Genomic DNA, 18427 nt, shown 5'->3' on the forward strand with positions numbered 1-18427 from the left:
TTGTCCACCCAGCGCGGGTACAACTTGGCCGCTGCGCCGTAGTTCGGGCTCAGGGCTAAAAATTTGGGGTGCTTGATGCAGAGGGGGCCGCCATTATCCCGTGCGCCATCCTTGCTATGGATAGCACTTGCGCGCGTGAGCCGCAGCGCACGTCGGATAACTGGAGTTAGCAGAGACATAAGATCGATACCGTTCTCACGGCATTTCTATTAGTTAGCAGCCTGGCGCATTTCTCTTATTAAAAACGCACGTTGCCGCAGCTTCTACGGACAACCACCGCACCCGCGGTGCTGCAAAAACCCGTAAAGTGTAGCACACCCCGGACCGAAGGGAAATTACTCGTCGAGGTCAGCGCCTTTGATAACCTTCTGCACCACACGTTGCGAGAAGCCACGCTGCATCAGGAAACGGATTTGTTTATGTCGTTCTTGGGGGTCGTTGGCGACGGTGCCGAACTTGCGCTGCCACACTTCGTTTGCACGCGCGATTTCGGTATCAGCCAGGTTGGATTTGAGTTCTTGCAGCGCTTCACCATTGACGCCGTGGCTTTGCAGCTCGGCCACGATGCGGCTGTTGCCGTAGCGCGCGGCACGGCGGTGGATCAGCGATTCGGAGAAGCGTTCTTGCGACAGCCAGTTATTTTTTTCCAGCAGATCGAGGAGTGCGTCAACATCATCGCCCTCCTCGGCATACTTGGACAGCTTGCGGCCCAGCTCCAGCCGGCTGTGCTCACGCATGGACAGAAAGCGCAGTGCCCGCGCTTTCAGGCTGAGTTGTGGTGCTGGCATAAATTCCCCGCAGCGCGTCGCCCCGGCGGAGGCCGGGGCCCATGCTGAGCACGCGTTCTATGGACTCCCGCCTGCGCGGGAGCGACGATTACGCAGCGTCCGCTTCAGGCTTGGCTGGCTTCAGCTTAACCACGGTATTGTCGGTCGGCAGTGGTGGCAGTGCGCGCACGCCCAGCGATTCACGTACCTTGTTTTCGATTTCCCATGCCAGCTCAGGACGCTCTTGCAGGAAGATACGCGCGTTGTCCTTACCCTGGCCGACGCGTTCGCCGTTATAGCTGTACCACGAGCCCGATTTCTCGACGATCTTGGCTTCCACGCCCAGGTCCAGAATCTCGCCTTCACGCGACGTACCGGCGCCGTACAGAATGTCGAAGTGCGCTTCCTTGAACGGTGGCGCAATCTTGTTCTTCACAACCTTGACCTTGGTTTCGTTACCGATCACCTCGTCGCCCGATTTGATCGAGCCGGTACGGCGGATGTCCAAACGCACCGAGGCGTAGAACTTCAGCGCGTTACCGCCGGTGGTGGTTTCCGGCGAGCCGAACATCACACCGATCTTCATACGGATCTGGTTAATGAAAATAACCAGGGTGTTGGTGCGGTTGATCGAACCGGTCAGCTTACGCAGTGCTTGCGACATCAGGCGGGCTTGCAGGCCTGGCAGGGAATCGCCCATGTCGCCTTCAATTTCAGCGCGTGGAGTCAGCGCGGCGACCGAGTCAACCACCACCAGGTCCACCGAACCGGAGCGCACCAGCGCATCGCAGATTTCCAGCGCTTGTTCGCCGGTATCCGGCTGCGAGATCAGCAGTTCGTGCAGATTGACGCCCAGCTTCTGCGCATAGCCCACGTCCAGCGCGTGTTCCGCGTCGATGAAGGCGCAGGTGCCGCCCAGTTTTTGCATCTCGGCGATGGTTTGCAGGGTCAGCGTGGTTTTACCCGACGATTCCGGACCGTAGATTTCCACCACGCGGCCGCGCGGCAGGCCACCGACGCCCAGCGCCACGTCCAGACCCAGCGAGCCGGTCGAGACAACTTGCACTTCTTCAATCGGGGCACTGGCGTCCATGCGCATGACGGAGCCTTTACCGAATTGCTTCTCGATCTGGGCCAGCGCGGCTGCCAGCGCCTTGGCTTTTTCAGATGCAGGTACTACGCCTTTTTTATCGTCCATGATGTGCTTTCCGCCAGTGGGGTTGTTTAATTCAGGTAGCACTGTATAAAAAAACAGTGCTTAATGCAAGCGGGATTTTGTATTTCTTTGCGAAAGAACAAAAAGTCGCCAAAATAGGGGCTTGTGCTGCCGGAGTGTTTTACATGCGTATTTTACTTGCCGAAGACGATAGCGTACTGGCCGACGGGCTGACCCGCTCGCTGCGCCAGTCGGGCTATGCCATCGATTGCGTACGAAATGGGCAGGAGGCCGATACCGCCCTCTCGACCCAGGAGTTCGACCTGCTGATCCTGGACCTGGGCTTGCCCAAGCTGTCCGGGCTGGAAGTGCTGCGCCGCCTGCGGTCGCGCGGCTCGCTGCTGCCGGTGCTGATCCTTACCGCTGCCGATTCGATCGAGCAGCGCGTCAACGGCCTCGACCTTGGCGCCGACGATTACATGGCCAAGCCGTTTGCCCTGTCCGAGCTGGAAGCGCGAGTGCGCGCCCTGACCCGGCGCGGCGCCGGCGGCGGCGCCACCGTCATCAAACACGGCCCGCTCAGTTACGACCAGGTCGGTCGCAGCGCCTACATCAACGACCAGATGCTGGATTTGTCGGCACGCGAACTGGGCCTGCTGGAAGTGCTGCTGGCGCGCACCGGCCGCCTGGTGTCGAAAGAGCAGCTGGTGGACCACCTGTGCGAATGGGGCGAGGAAGTCAGCAACAACGCCATCGAAGTGTATGTGCACCGCCTGCGCAAGAAGATCGAAGTGGGCGGGGTGCGCATTGCCACGGTGCGCGGCCTCGGCTACTGTCTTGAGAAATTCAATGATGCCCGCGCCAGCGCGGAAGCCGGGGATAGCCACAAGTGAACCAGTCGCCGGAAGCCGAACTGGAATATCAGCCGCCGCCACCCGAGGCGGATGAAGATATCCAGCACTCGCTGTTCGGCGAAATCCTCGACTGGATGCTGGCGCCGCTGCTACTGCTGTGGCCGATGAGCATTGCCATCACCTACCTGGTCGCCAAGTCGATCGCCAACCAGCCCTTCGACCATGCGCTGGAAGACAGCGTCACCGTGCTGGCGCAGCAAGTGCGTTCGGTCGATGGCAAGGTGATCAAGAGCCTCAGCGGCTCGGCGCGCGATATTTTGCGGGCCGACGATATCGACAACGTCTACTTCCAGATCCAGGGCCCGCGCGGCGAACACATCGACGGCGATCGCGATATGCCGCAGCCGGTCATCGACGACGAAGACAAGACCAGCTCCGGCGGCGTGCGCTTCCGCAACGACGGCATGCACGGCACGCCGGTGCGTATCGCCTTCGCTTACGTGCAGCTGGAACGCGACGATGGCGGCACGCCGCAGTTGGCGCTGGTGCAGGTGGCGGAAACGCTGGAGAAGCGCGCCCAGCTAGCCAACGCCATCATCAAGGGTGTGATCCTGCCCCAGTTCATTGTGCTGCCGATTGTGCTGGCCTTGGTATGGTTTGCCTTGGCGCGCGGCTTGTCACCGCTGGCGCAATTGCAGGAACGGATACGGGCGCGCAGTTCGGAAGACCTGAGTCCGATCGCCTCCAACCAGGTGCCGGAAGAAATCTCGCCGCTGGTGCGCTCGCTAAACGAGATGCTGTCGCGCCTGTCGCTCACGATTGATATGCAGAAGCGCTTCATTGCCGACGCGGCGCACCAGATGCGTACGCCACTGGCCGGCATGCGTATGCAGTCCGAGCTGGCCTTGCGCCAGACCGACAACGGTGAAATCCACCGCTCGTTGGAGCAGCTGGCCAAGAGTTCGGAAGCGGCCACACGCCTGGTCAACCAGCTGCTGGCACTGGCCCGCGCCGAGAACCAGCCGCAGACTGGTTCCGCCATGCAGGCGCTGGACCTCGGCGACCTGGCGCGCACGGTGGTGCAGGATTGGGTGCAGGCCTCGTTCGCGCATCGCATCGACCTCGGCTTTGAAGCGCCAGCAGAACCGCTGACCATTACCGGCAATCCGACCATGCTGCGCGAGCTGCTGTCCAACCTGATCGACAACGCTATGCGCTACACGCCGGCCGGTGGCAGCGTCACCGTGCGGGTGCGCAGCGATGAGCTGGAGCATGGCTATCTGGAAGTCGAGGACACCGGCCCCGGCATCGCGCAGGCCGAGCGCGAGCGCGTGTTCGAGCGTTTCTACCGCATCCTTGGCAATACCGCCGAGGGCAGCGGCCTCGGGCTGGCCATCGTGCGTGAGATCGCGCAGCAACATGGCGCCGAGGTCGATATCTTCAGCAATCCGCGCGCCATGCAAGCCAAGCTGCCGGGCGCCCTGTTCCGCCTGACCTTCCCGCTGCCGCCGACGCAACCGGAACAAAATGAAGAACCACCACACTATGGATAAGCCCATGCCGCCAGCCAGCGAGACGCCGCACGGACGGCCGCGCCTGGCGCGCACCGCGCACTGGCGCAAGGCGCGCCGCCTGACCACCGCCTTGCTGATGCTCTGGCTATTGACTGGCTTCTGCGCCGCCTTCTTCGCGCGCGAGCTGGCCGGCTTGAGCGTATTCGGCTGGCCGCTGTCTTTCTATCTGGCCGCGCAAGGCGCCTCGCTGGTCTACCTCGGCATCCTGGCCTTCTACGCCTGGCGCATGCGCAAGCTCGATAAGGAATCCGCTTGAAACCAGCCCGTACCTTCTTCCAGCGCCTGCGCCATTACTACATCCTGTTCACCGCCGGCTTCGCCTGCTTCCTGATCGCGCTGGCCGCGCTGGAACAGGAAGGCATGCCGCGCGTGTGGATCGGCTATTTGTTCATGTTTGCCACCATCGTGCTGTACGCGCTGATCGGCGTCATCAGCCGCACCTCCAACGTGCTCGAATACTATGTAGCCGGACGCCGCGTGCCCGCCATGTTCAACGGCATGGCCACCGCTGCCGACTGGATCTCGGCCGCCAGCTTCATCAGCCTTGCGGGCGGGCTGTACCTGCACGGCTTCGACGGCCTCGCCTACATCATGGGCTGGACCGGCGGCTATTGCCTGGTCGCGCTCTTGATCGCACCCTACCTGCGCAAGTTCGCGCAATACACCATCCCCGACTTCCTGGCCGAACGCTACGGCGGCGCCGACAACGCCGAGCGCGGCGGCCGCGCCGTGCGCATTCTCGCGGTGGTGGCCACCATCTCGGTCTCGTTCACCTACGTGGTAGCGCAGATTTATGCGGTGGGCCTGATCGCCTCGCGCTTCACCGGCGTCGATTTCTCGGTCGGCATCTTCCTCGGCCTCGCCAGTATTCTGGTGTGTTCCTTCCTCGGCGGCATGCGCGCCATCACGTGGACGCAGGTGGCACAGTACATCATCATCGTGGTGGCATTCTTGATCCCGGCCATCTGGCTGTCGGCCAAACATAGCGACAATCCGATTCCGCAAGTCGCCTACGGCAAGCTGCTGCCCAAGCTGAGTGCACGCGAGCACGTGCTGCAGGACGATCCCAAAGAAGCCGAAGTGCGCGCCATCTTCCGCCAGCGCGCTGCCGATTACGAAGCCCGCATCAAGACCCTGCCGGCTTCGTGGGAAGCCGGCCGCACCGACCTCCAGCGCAAACTCGACAGCGTGAAAGCCCGCAACGCCTCGCTGCTGGAGATCCGCAGCGCCGAGCGCGAGCTGGTGGCCTATCCGAAAAGCCCCGACGACGCCGAACACGCCTGGACCGAAGCGCGCGAACAAAACCTGCAGCGCGCCGAACCGATCACGCCGCACGCCACGCCCTACCCCGGCGACAAGGAAACCTCCGACATCAAGCGCAATAACTTCCTCGCGCTGGTGTTTTGCCTGATGCTGGGCACAGCTGCGCTGCCGCACATCCTGATGCGTTCCTACACCACGCCGTCGGTGCATGAAACGCGGGTGTCGGTGTTCTGGACCCTGTTCTTCATCCTGCTGATCTACCTGACCATCCCGGCGCTGGCGGTGCTGGTCAAGTACGATATTTACAGCGCGCTGGTCGGCACTGATTACGCCCACCTGCCTAACTGGGTCTCGTACTGGGCCAATGTAGACAAGGTCAACCCGCTGTTCAGCATCAGCGACATCAACCACGATGGCGTGGTGCAGCTGGCTGAAATCACCATCGATGCCGACGTGCTAGTGCTGGCCACGCCGGAAATCGCCGGCCTGCCTTACGTGATCTCCGGGCTGGTGGCGGCCGGCGGCCTGGCAGCTGCGCTATCGACTGCGGACGGCCTGCTGCTGGCCATCTCCAACGCGCTGTCACACGACGTCTACTACAAGCTGGTCGACCGCAGCGCCTCCACTCAAAAGCGTGTGACCATCTCCAAGCTGCTGTTGCTGGCGGTGGCCTTCATTGCCGCCTACGCCGCGTCGACCAAGCCGGGCGACATCCTGTCGCTAGTGGGCGCGGCCTTCTCGCTGGCCGGCTCGACACTGTTCCCGGCGCTGGTGCTGGGCGTGTTCTGGAAGCGCGCCAACCACTACGGCGCGATTGCCGGCATGGTGACCGGCTTCACGCTATGCATCTACTACATGCTGCACACCAGCCCGGTGCTGGGCGGCGCGCCGGCCAACCAGTGGTTCCACATCGCGCCGATTTCGGCCGGCATCTTCGGCATTCCGGCCGGCGTACTGGCGATTATCGCTGTCAGCCTGCTGACGCCGGCGCCCGGCCGCCAGACCGCCGCATTGGTCGACTACATCCGCGCACCAGAACAATAAAATACATACGCCTTGTGGCGGATTTGATAACTTGATGCTATTGTGCTCTCGTTACCAATTTCGCAACCACCACAACCCGCATATGCGCCTCCACCACCTCCTGCGCGCCACGGCTCTGGCCGGCGCCATCCTCTGCGGTCAGTCGCTGGCAGCCGCAGCGGCCAAGCCGCCCATCGCCGACTTCTTCAATAATCCGGAATTCAGTGACGCCGTGCTGTCGCCCAGCGGCAAATACCTGGCGGTACGCCTCGGCGGCAAGGACAAGCGCGACATGCTGGGCGTGGTCGACCTGGAAACCAATGCGGTCAAGGTGGTGGGCAATTTTTCCGATGCCGACATCGGCCGCTATGCCTGGGTGAATGACAAGCGGCTGGTGTTCAACGCCACTGACAAGGACCTGGCGCAAGGCGATATGCGCTATGCGCCCGGCCTGTACGCCATCAACCGCGACGGCACTGGTTTCCGCCAGCTGGCCATGCGCGATGGCAAGCCCTTCATCACCTCCGGCAATCCCAACCTGCAGCGCGAACTGCTGCCGTGGCATACCTACCTGCTGGACCAGGACGGCGCCCAGGATAGCGACTTCATCTACGTGGAAGACAATAGTTACAGCGGACCGGGCCAGCTCAACCACATCGACCTGGTCAAGCTGAATACCGTCACCGGCCGCATCGCCGGCGTCACCGAGCGCCCCGGCGACAGCAAATACTGGCTGCTCGATGCGCAGGGCGAGCCGCGCCTGACCATCGCCTCCGACAAGGGCACCAGCAGCATGTACTACCGCGACCCGGCCACCAAAGCCTGGCGCAAGCTGGGCGACTACGACAGCTACACCGGTCGCGGCGCCGACTTCCGCCCGCTGGCCTTCGGCCCGGACGGCACGCTGTACGTGGTCGCATGGCGCGGTGGCGACACGTCGGCCGTCTACACCTATGACATCAACAGCGGCAAGCTGTCCGACAAGCCGCTGGTCAAGCTGGACGGCTACGACTTCCACGGCAAGCTGATCATGAACCAGGACAAGCTGGTCGGCGTAAAGCACCTGACCGACGCCATGGGCACCACCTGGATCGATCCGGCCATGAAAGCCATGCAGGAAAAGGTCGACACCATCCTGCCCAACACCGTCAACCTGCTGACCCTGCCCAAGCGGCCGGAATCGCCGTGGGTGCTGGTAACGGCCTATGCCGACATCTGGCCCAAGCGCATGATGCTGTACAACAGCCAGACGCAAAAGATGACCCTGATCGGTGAGTCGCATCCGCGCATCTCGCCCAACGACATGGCGCAAACCACGCTGGTGCACTACCAGGCGCGCGACGGCCTGACCATTCCGGCATGGCTGACCTTGCCACGCGGCGGCAGCAAGAACCAGCCGATGGTGGTGCTGGTGCACGGCGGCCCCTATGTGCGCGGCAGCAGCTGGGGCTGGGATCCGCAAGTGCAGTTCCTGGCCTCGCGCGGCTACGCTGTGCTGCAGCCGGAATATCGCGGCAGCACCGGCTTCGGTAACAAGCATTTCGTGGCCGGCTGGAAGCAGTGGGGCTTGAAAATGCAGGACGATATCGCCGACGGCACCCGCTGGGCCATCGCCCAGGGCTATGCCGACAGCAAGCGCATCTGCATTGCCGGCGCCAGCTACGGCGGCTACGCCACGCTGATGGGCCTGGTCAACGATCCCGACCTCTACAAGTGCGGCGTGGAATGGGCTGGCGTCACCGACATCAACCTGATGTACGACGGCAGCTGGAACTTCACCTCCGACATGCCGGACGGCTACAAGCAATTCGGTATGCCGCAGCTGGTGGGCGACCAGGTTAAAGATGCAGAACAGCTGAAAGCCACCTCGCCGCTGCAACAGGCGGCCCGCATCAAGCAGCCGCTGCTGATGGCTTACGGCACCGCCGACATGCGCGTGCCGCTGCCGCATGGCACTAAGTTCTACAAGGCCGTCAAGCAAACCAACCCGAACGTCGAATGGATTGAATACGACGAAGAGGGCCACGGCTGGAAACTGCCGAAAAACCGCATCGACTGGTGGGGCAAAGTCGAGCAATTCCTCAATAAGAACATCGGATCTCCTCAATGACTTTACGCTTTACCCTGGCAGCACTGAGCACCCTGGGCGCGCTGGCGATCTTGCCGGCCGCCGCGCAAACCTCGCCGACCGCTATCCCGGCGGCGGCCTTTTTTGAAAACGCCAGCTTCAGCACGCCGCGCCTGTCGCCGGACGGCCGGCTGGTGGCGATCAAGGTGGCTGGCAAGAGTGGCCGCGTGCGTCTCGCAGTGGTCGATGCCGCCACCCGCAAGACCAGGGTGGTGGCTGCCTTCGACGATGCCGACATCAACCGCTACCACTGGGTCAATGACCAGCGCCTGGTCTTCAACGTCGGCGACCTCGGTACGGCGCAAGGCGAGGTGCGCTGGGGCGGCGGCCTGTGGGCCGTCAACGCCGACGGCAGCGAACTACGCCAGTTGGTGCGGCGCGACAGCGCCCAGAACGACGGTATCAGCAAAATACAAAACAAACTGTTGCCGTGGAATACCTTTATGTACAGCGGCGTTGGCAACCTCGACAGCGATGAGATCTTCGTCACCCAATACGAATACGGCGCCACCGGCTGGATGAACCAGATCGCCCTGCTGCGCCTGAATACCAGCAACGGCAAGTTCAAGACCTACGCCCACCCGGCCAACACCATGGGCTGGGTGGTCGACCGCCAAGGCGTGCCACGCATCACGGTCGCCTATCGCGACAACCAGCAAGTCATTTTCCACCGCACCGCAGACGACCAGCCGTGGACCCAGCTGGCCAGCTTCAAGCTATACCCGAGCACAGCCGACAACTTCGAACCGCAAGCCTTCGGCCCGGACGGCACGCTGTACGTGCGCGCCAGCCTGCAGGGCGCCGACGCGCTCTACCCGTACGACATCGCCAACCGCAAGCTGGGCGACAAGCCCGCCATCAGCACGCCCGGTTATGACTTGCAAGGCCAACTGGAGTACAACCAGGACAAGGTGCAGGGCTATCACTACGAGGTCGACGCCAAAGGTACGTGGTGGGTGGATGCCACCATGAAGGCGGTGCAGCAGGCGGTGGATGCGGCGCTGCCGGCCACCAACAATATGATCAGCACACCGCTGCGGCCGACCGCACCCTACGTGCTGGTGGAATCGAGCTCGGACGTACAGCCGGCCGTCTACCGCCTGTACAACACCGAAACACACAGCCTGAGCATGCTGGGCGGCGAGCATCCCGCCATCGCACCGGAGCTGATGTCGACCAAGGCGATGGTGCGCTACAAGGCCCGCGACGGGCTGGAAATCCCGGCCTACCTGACCACGCCCAAAGCCAGCAAGGGCAAGAACCTGCCATTGGTGGTGCTGGTCCACGGCGGCCCGTGGGTGCGCGGCGTGCACTGGGACTGGGATGCGGAAGTGCAGTTCCTGGCCTCGCGCGGCTATGCCGTGCTGGAGCCGGAATTCCGCGGCAGCACCGGCTACGGCCACCAGCTGTTCACCGCCGGCTGGAAGCAATGGGGCCTGAAGATGCAGGACGACGTGGCCGACGGCGCACGCTGGGCCATCGCCCAGGGCATCGCCGACAGCAAGCGCATCTGTATCGCCGGCGCCAGCTACGGCGGCTACGCCACGCTGATGGGTCTGGTCAACGATCCCGACCTCTATAAATGCGGCGTGGCCTGGGCCGGCGTCACCGACCTGAATATCCTCAAGGACGGCCACTGGACCAGCGAAAACAGCTGGTCCACCGGCGGCGCCTTCGACCGCTTCGGCTTCCCGGTGCTGATCGGCGGCGACGCAGCGCAGCTGGCCGCCACCTCGCCGCTGCAGCAGGCGGCCCGCATCAAGCAGCCGTTGCTGCTGGCGCACGGCGGCGCCGACCAGACTGTGCCCATCATCCACGGCACGGCGTTTAAAGATGCTGTGAGCAAAAACAATTCCTCAGTGGAATGGGTGCTCTATGCTGACGAAGGCCACGGCTGGTTCTTGCCGCAAAACCGGATCGACTTCTGGGGCAAGGTAGAAAAATTCCTCGACAAGCACATTGGAGCCTCTGCACCATGAACCTTTCACGCACCGTCGCCGCCAGCCTGCTGCTGGCGGTCTGCATCGCGCCGCGCGCTGCCGAGCTGCCGCCGGCCAGCGCCTTCTTTGAAAACAGCCGCTTCGGCAGTCCCAAGCTGTCGCCCGACGGCCGCTACCTGGCGGCGCGGGTGTCCAAGCCGGGCGAGCGCTACCGCCTGTCGGTGGTCAAGCTGGACGACATGAGCGTCAAGGTGGCCGCCATGTTCGGCGACGCCGACGTGGCTTACTTCGAATGGGTCAACGACAACCGGCTGGTATTCAACGGCACCGACCGCCGTGCCACCTTCAGCGACGAGCGCTTTGCCGCCGGCCTGTTTGCCGTCAACCGCGACGGTAGCGGCTACCGCCAACTGACCAAGACCAACTTCCGCGAAGGCGACGATGCCGCCACCGGCAGCAAGATCAGCGAGCGCCTGCTGGACTATAACCACTACTTGCTGGGCCAGCCCGGCAAGCAGGACAGCGACGAGGTGTATATCGTCAAGTACCAGATTAATAACAACTACACCGAGATCACCAACCACGTGCTGCTGCGCCTGAACACCGTGACCGGCCGCACCACCCCGGTCAGCAGTCCGGGCAAGGCCAGCGACTGGCTGCTCGACCAGCAGGGCGAACCACGCCTCGCCGTCAACGACCTCGACAAGCATCACACGGTCTATGTGCGCGAAGGCGAGCAATGGAACAAGCTGCTGGAAAGCGATGCTTACGGCACCAGCAACAATAACTTCAGCCCGATCGGCTTCGGCCCGGACGGCGCGCTGTACGTCTCGGCCCGCAACAACAGCGACAAGAGCGCGCTGTACCGCTACGACCTGGCCAAGCGCCAGCCCGCCGCCGAGCCGCTGGTCGGCCTGGATGACTACGACTTCCTGCCCGACTTCAATAGCGGCGCCGATGACGACAGCCTGATCGTGCGCGACAACAAGCTGGTCGGCGTGCGCTACAACGCCGATGTGCGCGGCGTGGCCTGGCTGGACGCCAAGGGCAAGGCGCTGCAGGACAAGATCGACAAGCTGCTGCCCGGCCTGGTCAACGTGATCACCCTGCCGAAACGGCCGGAAGCGCCGTGGGTGCTGGTGGCCAGCTATTCCGACGTGCAGCCGCTGGTACATCTGGTCTACAACACCGAGACCGGCAAGCTGGTCAAGGTCGGCGCCAGCCACGACGCTATCCGTCCAGAGCAGATGGGCCATCAGGAACTGGTGCGCTACAAGGCGCGCGACGGCATGCAAATCCCGGCGCTGCTGACCATCCCGCGCGGCGCGGCGAAGAAAAACCTGCCGCTGGTGGTGCTGGTGCACGGTGGCCCGTACGTACACGGCAGCGACTGGGGCTGGAACGCCGACGCCCAGTTCCTGGCCTCGCGCGGTTACATGGTGCTGGAACCAGCGTATCGCGGCAGCACCGGCTACGGCTGGCAGCACTTCCGCGCCGGCTGGAAGCAATGGGGCTTGAAGATGCAGGACGATATCGCCGACGGCGCGCGCTGGGCCATCGCGCAAGGCTACGCCGACGGCAAGCGTATCTGCATCGCCGGCGCCAGCTACGGCGGCTATGCCACGCTGATGGGACTGGTGAACGATCCGGACTTGTACAAGTGCGGCGTCAACTGGGCCGGCGTGACTGACATCAAGCTGATGTACACCGGCGCCTGGAGCGCGGTGTCCGACATGAGCGACCGCTGGCTGGCCTATGGCGCGCCCACCATGATCGGCGATCCGGCCAGCGATGCAGCCCAGCTGGCCGCCACCTCGCCGCTGGTGCAGGCGGCCCGCATCAAGCAGCCACTGCTGCTGGCCTACGGCGGCGATGACCGCCGCGTGCCGCTGTACCACGGCGAAAAATTCCTCAGCGCCGTTAAAGTCGGCAACCCGGATATCGAATGGATCGTCTACGACAAGGAAGGCCACGGCTGGCGCCTGCCGCAGAACCGCATCGATTTCTGGAACCGCGTTGAAAAATTCCTGGATCATCAGATTGGAGCAGCACATTAAATGGTAGTACGTACACTGATAGCAAGCCTGCTGCTGGCAGCCGGCGCGCAAGCCCTGGCAGCCCCGCCGCCGCTGTCCGCTTTCTTCGATAATTCCCCCTTCAACGGCGCCATGCTGTCGCCGGATGGTCGCTACCTGGCGGCCTTCATTGGCGCCAACGACAAGCGCGATGGCCTGGCCGTGGTGGAGCTGGACACCCTGAAAGCCACCATGGTGGCGCAGTTTTCCGATACCGATATCGGCCAGGCACAGTGGGTCAACAACCAGCGCCTGATGTTCAGCACCACCGACAAGGCGAGCGGCCAGCGCGACATGCGCTACGGTCCCGGCCTGTTCGTGGTCGAACGCGACGGCAAGCGTTTCCGCCAACTGGCGATGCGCCGCAACGCTTTCATCCGCAACGGCAGCGACGACAACAGGGAAATGCTGCCGTGGCATACCTTCATGCTTGACGAACCCGGCGCGCAGGACAGCGACTACGTTTACGTCACCGACGCCTCCATTACTAAAGCCGGCACGCTGGTCGCGCTCGACTTGCTGCGCCTGAACACCAGCAACGGCACAGCGCTGCCGGTCGCCCATCCGGGCACCGCGCGCTCGTGGACGCTGGACCAGAACGGTGAACCGCGCCTGCTGCAAACGCTGGACCAGGATAGCGCCAAACTGCTCTACCGCGATCCGGCCAGCAGCGAATGGCGCACGCTGAACAGCTACCAGGGCTACACTGGCGAAGGCCAGAACTTCACGCCACTGGCCTTCGGGCCGGATGGCGCTTTGTACGTGATCAGCAGCCAGGGCCGCGACCGGAGCGCGCTGTACCGCTACGATCTCGAACACAACAAGCTGCCGCCCCAGCACGTGCTGGAGCTGGACGGTTTCGACTTCCGGGGCAAACTCATCATCAGCAAGGGACGCTTGCTGGGTGTGCGCGTGCATGCCGACGCCACCGGCACCGAATGGTTCGACCCGGCCATGAAGACCCTGCAGGCGCAAATTGATGCGCGCCTGCCCGGCACCATCAACCTGGTGACGCCGCCGGTCCGGCCGGAGAGCGCCTGGGTGCTGGTGGAATCGTATTCCGACAAGCAGCCGCTGCGCTACCTGGTGTACAACACCGAGACCCAAAAATTCAGCGAAGTCGGCCGCATCGCGGCGCAAATCAAGCCGGCCGACATGGGCCCGCGCGAGCTCTACTACTACAAGGCGCGCGACGGCCTGCAAATCCCCGTATGGCTGACCTTACCGCCGGGCGGCGCCAAGAAAAACCTGCCGATGGTGGTGCTGGTGCACGGCGGCCCGTGGGTACGCGGTGGCCGCTGGGAGTGGAATGCCGACGCCGAATTCCTGGCCTCGCGCGGCTACGCCGTGCTGGAGCCGGAATTCCGCGGCAGCACCGGCTACGGCAAGCAGCTGTTCCGCGCCGGCTGGAAGCAATGGGGCTTGAAGATGCAGGACGATATCGCTGACGGCGCGCGCTGGGCGGTGGCGCAGGGCTATGCCGACGCCGGCCGCATCTGCATCGCCGGCGCCAGCTACGGCGGCTATGCCACGCTGATGGGGCTGATCCGCGATCCGGACTTGTACAAATGCGGCATCAACTGGGTGGGCGTCAGCGACATCAACCTGATGTACGACGGCGGCTGGTTCTACAGCTCGGATTTGTCGAACGAGTGGAAGCGCTATGGCATGCCGGCGCTGATCGGCGACCAGGTCAAGGATGCCGAGCAGCTGAAAGCCACCTCGCCGCTGCTGCAAGCCAGCCGCATCAAGCAGCCGCTGCTGCTGGCCTACGGCGGCGCCGACCGCCGCGTGCCGATCAACCACGGCCTCAAACTGTACGATGCGGTCAAGGCCGGCAACCCGAACGTCGAGTGGATCGAGTACAGCGAGGAAGGCCACGGCTGGCACTTGCCGAAAAACCGCATCGACTTCTGGGGCCGGGTCGAGCGTTTCCTTGACAAGAATATCGGCACGCCCTGAAGTTCGCGTTATAGTGGTCGGATAACTTCACCAGAGGAGAAGCGAGCATGTCGTCGGGAAAAATTCTGGTCGCACAGGGAGGCGGCCCCACCGCCGTCATCAACCAGTCGCTGGCGGGGGTGGTGCTGGAGGCGCGCCGCTTCCGCGAGGTGACGCGGGTGTACGGCGCGCTGCACGGCGTGCGCGGCATCATCAACGAGGATTTGGTGGATCTCACGCGCGAGACCAGCCACAACCTCGAACTGGTGGCGGCCACGCCCTCCTCGGCGCTGGGCTCGACCCGCGACAAACCGGACGAGGCTTACTGCAAGGAGATTTTCAAGGTCTTGCAGGCGCACCAGATCGAGCAGTTCTACTACATCGGCGGCAATGATTCGTCGGACACCGTGCGCATCGTCAGCGAGCAGGCGCAGGCCGCCAACTACGCGCTGCGCTGCATGCACATCCCCAAGACCATCGACAACGACCTGGTCGGCAATGACCATACGCCGGGCTTCCCGTCGGCAGCGCGCTTTGTGGCGCAGGCGTTTGCCGGCGCCAATCTGGACAACGCCTCGCTGCCGGGCGTGTATGTGGGCGTGGTGATGGGCCGGCACGCCGGCTTCCTCACCGCCGCCGCCGCGCTGGGCAAGAAGTTCCCGGACGATGGGCCGCATCTGATCTACCTGCCGGAGCGCGTGTTCTCGCTCGAACAGTTTTTGGCCGATGTGAAGGCAGTGTACGAGCGCTACGGCCGCTGCGTGATCGCCGTCTCGGAAGGCATCCACGATGCCAGCGGCGAAGCGATCGCGTCTTTGCTGGCGAAAGAAGTGGAGCGCGATGCGCACGGCAATGTGCAGCTGTCCGGCACTGGCGCGCTGGCCGATTTGCTGTGCGATGAAATCAAGGCCAAGCTCGGCATCAAGCGCGTGCGCGGTGATACCTTTGGCTACTTGCAGCGCTCCTTCATCGGCTGCGTGTCGGATGTGGACCAGCGCGAAGCGCGTGAAGTTGGCGAGAAAGCGGTACAGTTCGCCATGTGGGGCAAGCAGGACGGCTCGGTCGCCATCAAGCGCACCGGCTTCTACTCGGTCGATTACGAGTTGATGCCCCTGAGCGCCGTGGCCGGCAAAACGCGCGTGATGGAAGACGAGTTCATCAGCGCCAGCGGCACCGACGTCACCGACGCCTTCCGCATGTACCTGCGCCCCCTGCTCGGCTCCGGCCTGCCGGACGCCTTCCGCCTGCGTCCATCGCCAGTGGAAAAAATCCTCAAGCGCTAGGCCGCATCCTCACGCTGCGAAAACACGAAAGGTCGAACCGTTCCTCCGGTGCCAGCGTAGCGGTCATGCTTCATCGTAGGAACAAACAAGCACCTCGTCAACGATACAGGACAATGTCATGAGATCGCCCTGGCGGTGCCCGGCGACGCTAAGTTTTACCGGGCTTTACAGCGCCTTGACCGCAACTAACAGATGCGCGCAAGATAATGGCAGCTCATTGTTATCGGGAGTTGTCATGAAGTTGATTAAGCATTGGATGCTGGGCGCGGTGCTGGCCGCATGCGCAGCGGGCGCTTCGGCGCAAAACGGCCAGCGTCCTGACGGTCCACGTCCGGACGGTCCGCCACCGGGGCCGCCGCCGGAAGCAGTCGCAGCCTGCAAAGGTAAGGCCGAAGGCGCCAAAGTCGAATTCAAAGGCCGCCGCGACGAAACCGTCAAAGGCACTTGCAAGAAAATGGGCGAAGTGCTCGCAGCATGGCCGGAAGGCGGCCCACCGCCACCACCACCGCCGTCCCAGCGCTAAATCAAGATGGCTTAGCGAGCAAATTTATGCATAAATTCGCTCGCGTCTTGGACGTCGTCCACGGCCGCCTCCCGGATCAGCCGCCATCCGATTTCGACCTGCTGAGCATCGCCTTGAGCCCCATAAGGGAGGTTGCGACCATGCTCATACTTTGCCTTGGCGTAACCTAATGACGCCGCTGTCTTGAAATATTTCGCGGCCTGTCGCTCGTCCTTCAACACGAGATCACCAATCGCATAGCAAACGCCCAAGGCATATAACGCTGGCGCATAGCCTAATTCTGCGGAGCGCTTCAGAAACTGCAAGCTTCTCTTTTCAAACCTACGCTCAGATTCCTCGTTCGGCAAACTGAAGGTCGATCGCAAAAATAATGCTTCTGCATCTTGAGTATCCAGATGCGGTTTCAGCAAATCAGCAGCAGCTTCACCTTCTCTCCCTTGGGACCTGTGCAACGACATTGCACATGATGCGTGGACTTCGCTCCAAGTTTTTGCTTTGCTATTTTTTCCGCAGCCCTTCGAGCCAGAACTGGCGTGCTGCCCGTACCAGTCCCTATCGCAAACTCCTTGTTGTTGTGCGAGTAGTTATCAGCGCATCGACCGTCCCCATTCGCACGACAATTGCAGGTCCAGCCTCCTTGCCAAATCGGCGGGTACGACACATGCTGCGCCGCAAGGCCACTAAATCCGAAGTACCTATAGTGCCACATACTTTCCTCCCGCGATTCGATATACCGTTGAATCTAGCGAGAAGGCTGCAAGCCACTTTGATGGCTATTCAAAAACCATAAAAAAAAACGGCATGCTTTTGCATGCCGTTTTTGCGTCGACTACAACTAAGTGTTTTACACGACGATGGTCTGGTGCTCGTCACCCACGCGGGTGCGGATTTTACCGATGGTGTAGACAGTTTCGCCAGCAGCTTCCAGCTGGGCCTTGGCCGCTGCGGCGTTTTCTGCCGAGACGATCACGGTCATGCCGATACCGCAGTTGAACACGCGGTGCATTTCAGCGTCAGCCACGCCGCCGTGCTGTTGCAGCCACTGGAACAGCGGTGGCAGGGTCCAGCCTTTCGAGTCCAGCTCGGCTACCAGGCCAGGCTGCAGCACGCGTGGGATGTTCTCAACCAGGCCGCCGCCGGTGATGTGCACCATGCCTTTGACTTCGATCGCTTCCATCAGCGCCAGCAGCGGCTTGACGTAGATGCGGGTTGGCGCCATCAGCACGTCCGACAGCTTACGGCCGTGGAAGTCGCCTTCCAGGTCCGGCTTCGATACTTCAATGATCTTGCGCACCAGCGAGTAGCCGTTCGAGTGCACGCCCGACGAGGCCAGGCCCAGGATCACGTCGCCCGGAGCAATCTTGGTGCCGTCGATGATTTTCGATTTTTCCACCGCGCCCACCGCGAAACCGGCCAGGTCGTACTCGCCGTCCGGGTACATCGATGGCATTTCAGCGGTTTCGCCGCCGATCAGCGCGCAACCGGCTTGTTCGCAACCCTGGGCGATGCCCTTGATCACGTTCGAGGCGGTCGCCACGTCCAGCTTGCCGCATGCGAAGTAGTCGAGGAAGAACAGCGGCTCGGCACCCTGCACCAGGATGTCGTTGACGCTCATCGCTACCAGGTCGATACCGACGGTGTCGTGACGGTTCAGTTCAAACGCCAGGCGCAACTTGGTACCCACGCCGTCGGTGCCGGACACCAGCACTGGCTCTTTGTACTTTTTGCTGATCTCGAACATGGCACCGAAACCGCCCAAGCCGGCCAGCACGCCTTCGCGCATGGTGCGCTTGGCGTACGGCTTGATTGCTTCGACTAAAGCATCACCTGCGTCGATATCGACGCCGGCGTCACGGTAGGACAGGGAAACATTAGTAGTTTGGCTCATGGTGTATTTCGC

Annotated in this window: 14 protein-coding genes; 10 read left to right on the forward strand and 4 right to left on the reverse strand. The window is 62.7% G+C overall.

Features of this window, described 5'->3' with window-relative positions; genetic code table 11:
• Positions 1-335: 335 nt before the first annotated feature.
• Positions 336-788 (reverse strand): recombination regulator RecX, encoded by a 453-nt coding sequence (gene recX / locus GTP46_RS12395; RefSeq protein WP_161006948.1) that lies wholly within the window; start codon positions 786-788, stop codon positions 336-338.
• Positions 789-876: 88 nt separating this feature from the next.
• On the reverse strand, positions 877-1965 hold the full coding sequence (recA, locus tag GTP46_RS12400; RefSeq protein ID WP_161006949.1) for a recombinase RecA: 1089 nt from the start codon (positions 1963-1965) through the stop codon (positions 877-879).
• A gap of 143 nt (positions 1966-2108) precedes the next feature.
• Between recA and GTP46_RS12405 the strand changes: the two genes are divergently transcribed.
• The 10 genes from GTP46_RS12405 to GTP46_RS29460 all read left to right on the forward strand — a co-directional run bounded on the left by GTP46_RS12405 (position 2109) and on the right by GTP46_RS29460 (position 16527).
• A complete protein-coding gene (locus tag GTP46_RS12405; RefSeq protein ID WP_161006950.1) occupies positions 2109-2816 on the forward strand; it encodes a response regulator in 708 nt (235 codons plus the stop codon).
• Positions 2813-4330, forward strand: coding sequence for a sensor histidine kinase (locus GTP46_RS12410; protein ID WP_161006951.1), 1518 nt, complete (start codon positions 2813-2815; stop codon positions 4328-4330). The genes GTP46_RS12405 and GTP46_RS12410 overlap by 4 nt, the downstream gene beginning before the upstream one ends.
• A gap of 4 nt (positions 4331-4334) precedes the next feature.
• Positions 4335-4607, forward strand: a complete 273-nt coding sequence (locus GTP46_RS12415) for a DUF4212 domain-containing protein (RefSeq protein ID WP_229258923.1) — start codon at positions 4335-4337, stop codon at positions 4605-4607.
• Positions 4604-6658: a sodium:solute symporter family protein gene (locus GTP46_RS12420; RefSeq protein ID WP_161006953.1), complete on the forward strand. Its 2055-nt coding sequence runs from the start codon at positions 4604-4606 to the stop codon at positions 6656-6658. Before GTP46_RS12415 ends, GTP46_RS12420 begins: the two co-directional genes overlap by 4 nt.
• 82 nt (positions 6659-6740) lie before the next feature.
• Complete coding sequence (locus GTP46_RS12425; RefSeq protein ID WP_161006954.1) at positions 6741-8747, forward strand: alpha/beta hydrolase family protein; 2007 nt, start codon at positions 6741-6743, stop codon at positions 8745-8747.
• A complete protein-coding gene (locus tag GTP46_RS12430; protein ID WP_161006955.1) occupies positions 8744-10744 on the forward strand; it encodes a S9 family peptidase in 2001 nt (666 codons plus the stop codon). Before GTP46_RS12425 ends, GTP46_RS12430 begins: the two co-directional genes overlap by 4 nt.
• Positions 10741-12762: an alpha/beta hydrolase family protein gene (locus tag GTP46_RS12435; protein WP_161006956.1), complete on the forward strand. Its 2022-nt coding sequence runs from the start codon at positions 10741-10743 to the stop codon at positions 12760-12762. The genes GTP46_RS12430 and GTP46_RS12435 overlap by 4 nt, the downstream gene beginning before the upstream one ends.
• On the forward strand, positions 12763-14742 hold the full coding sequence (locus tag GTP46_RS12440; protein ID WP_161006957.1) for an alpha/beta hydrolase family protein: 1980 nt from the start codon (positions 12763-12765) through the stop codon (positions 14740-14742).
• Between the two features lie 47 nt (positions 14743-14789).
• On the forward strand, positions 14790-16004 hold the full coding sequence (locus GTP46_RS12445) for a 6-phosphofructokinase (RefSeq protein ID WP_161006958.1): 1215 nt from the start codon (positions 14790-14792) through the stop codon (positions 16002-16004).
• Positions 16005-16239: 235 nt separating this feature from the next.
• Positions 16240-16527, forward strand: a complete 288-nt coding sequence (locus GTP46_RS29460; RefSeq protein ID WP_202414248.1) for a hypothetical protein — start codon at positions 16240-16242, stop codon at positions 16525-16527.
• Between the two features lie 11 nt (positions 16528-16538).
• Here the strand turns inward: GTP46_RS29460 and GTP46_RS12450 are convergent, their stop codons facing one another.
• Both GTP46_RS12450 and purM read right to left on the reverse strand, forming a co-directional pair.
• Positions 16539-16937 (reverse strand): tetratricopeptide repeat protein, encoded by a 399-nt coding sequence (locus tag GTP46_RS12450; protein WP_202414249.1) that lies wholly within the window; start codon positions 16935-16937, stop codon positions 16539-16541.
• A 434-nt stretch (positions 16938-17371) separates the two neighbouring features.
• Positions 17372-18415, reverse strand: a complete 1044-nt coding sequence (gene purM / locus GTP46_RS12455) for a phosphoribosylformylglycinamidine cyclo-ligase (RefSeq protein ID WP_161006960.1) — start codon at positions 18413-18415, stop codon at positions 17372-17374.
• Between the last annotated feature and the right edge of the window lie 12 nt (positions 18416-18427).

Origin of the sequence: Duganella flavida (genome assembly GCF_009857445.1) — a bacterium.
Classification (GTDB): Bacteria; Pseudomonadota; Gammaproteobacteria; order Burkholderiales; family Burkholderiaceae_D; genus Rugamonas; species Rugamonas flavida.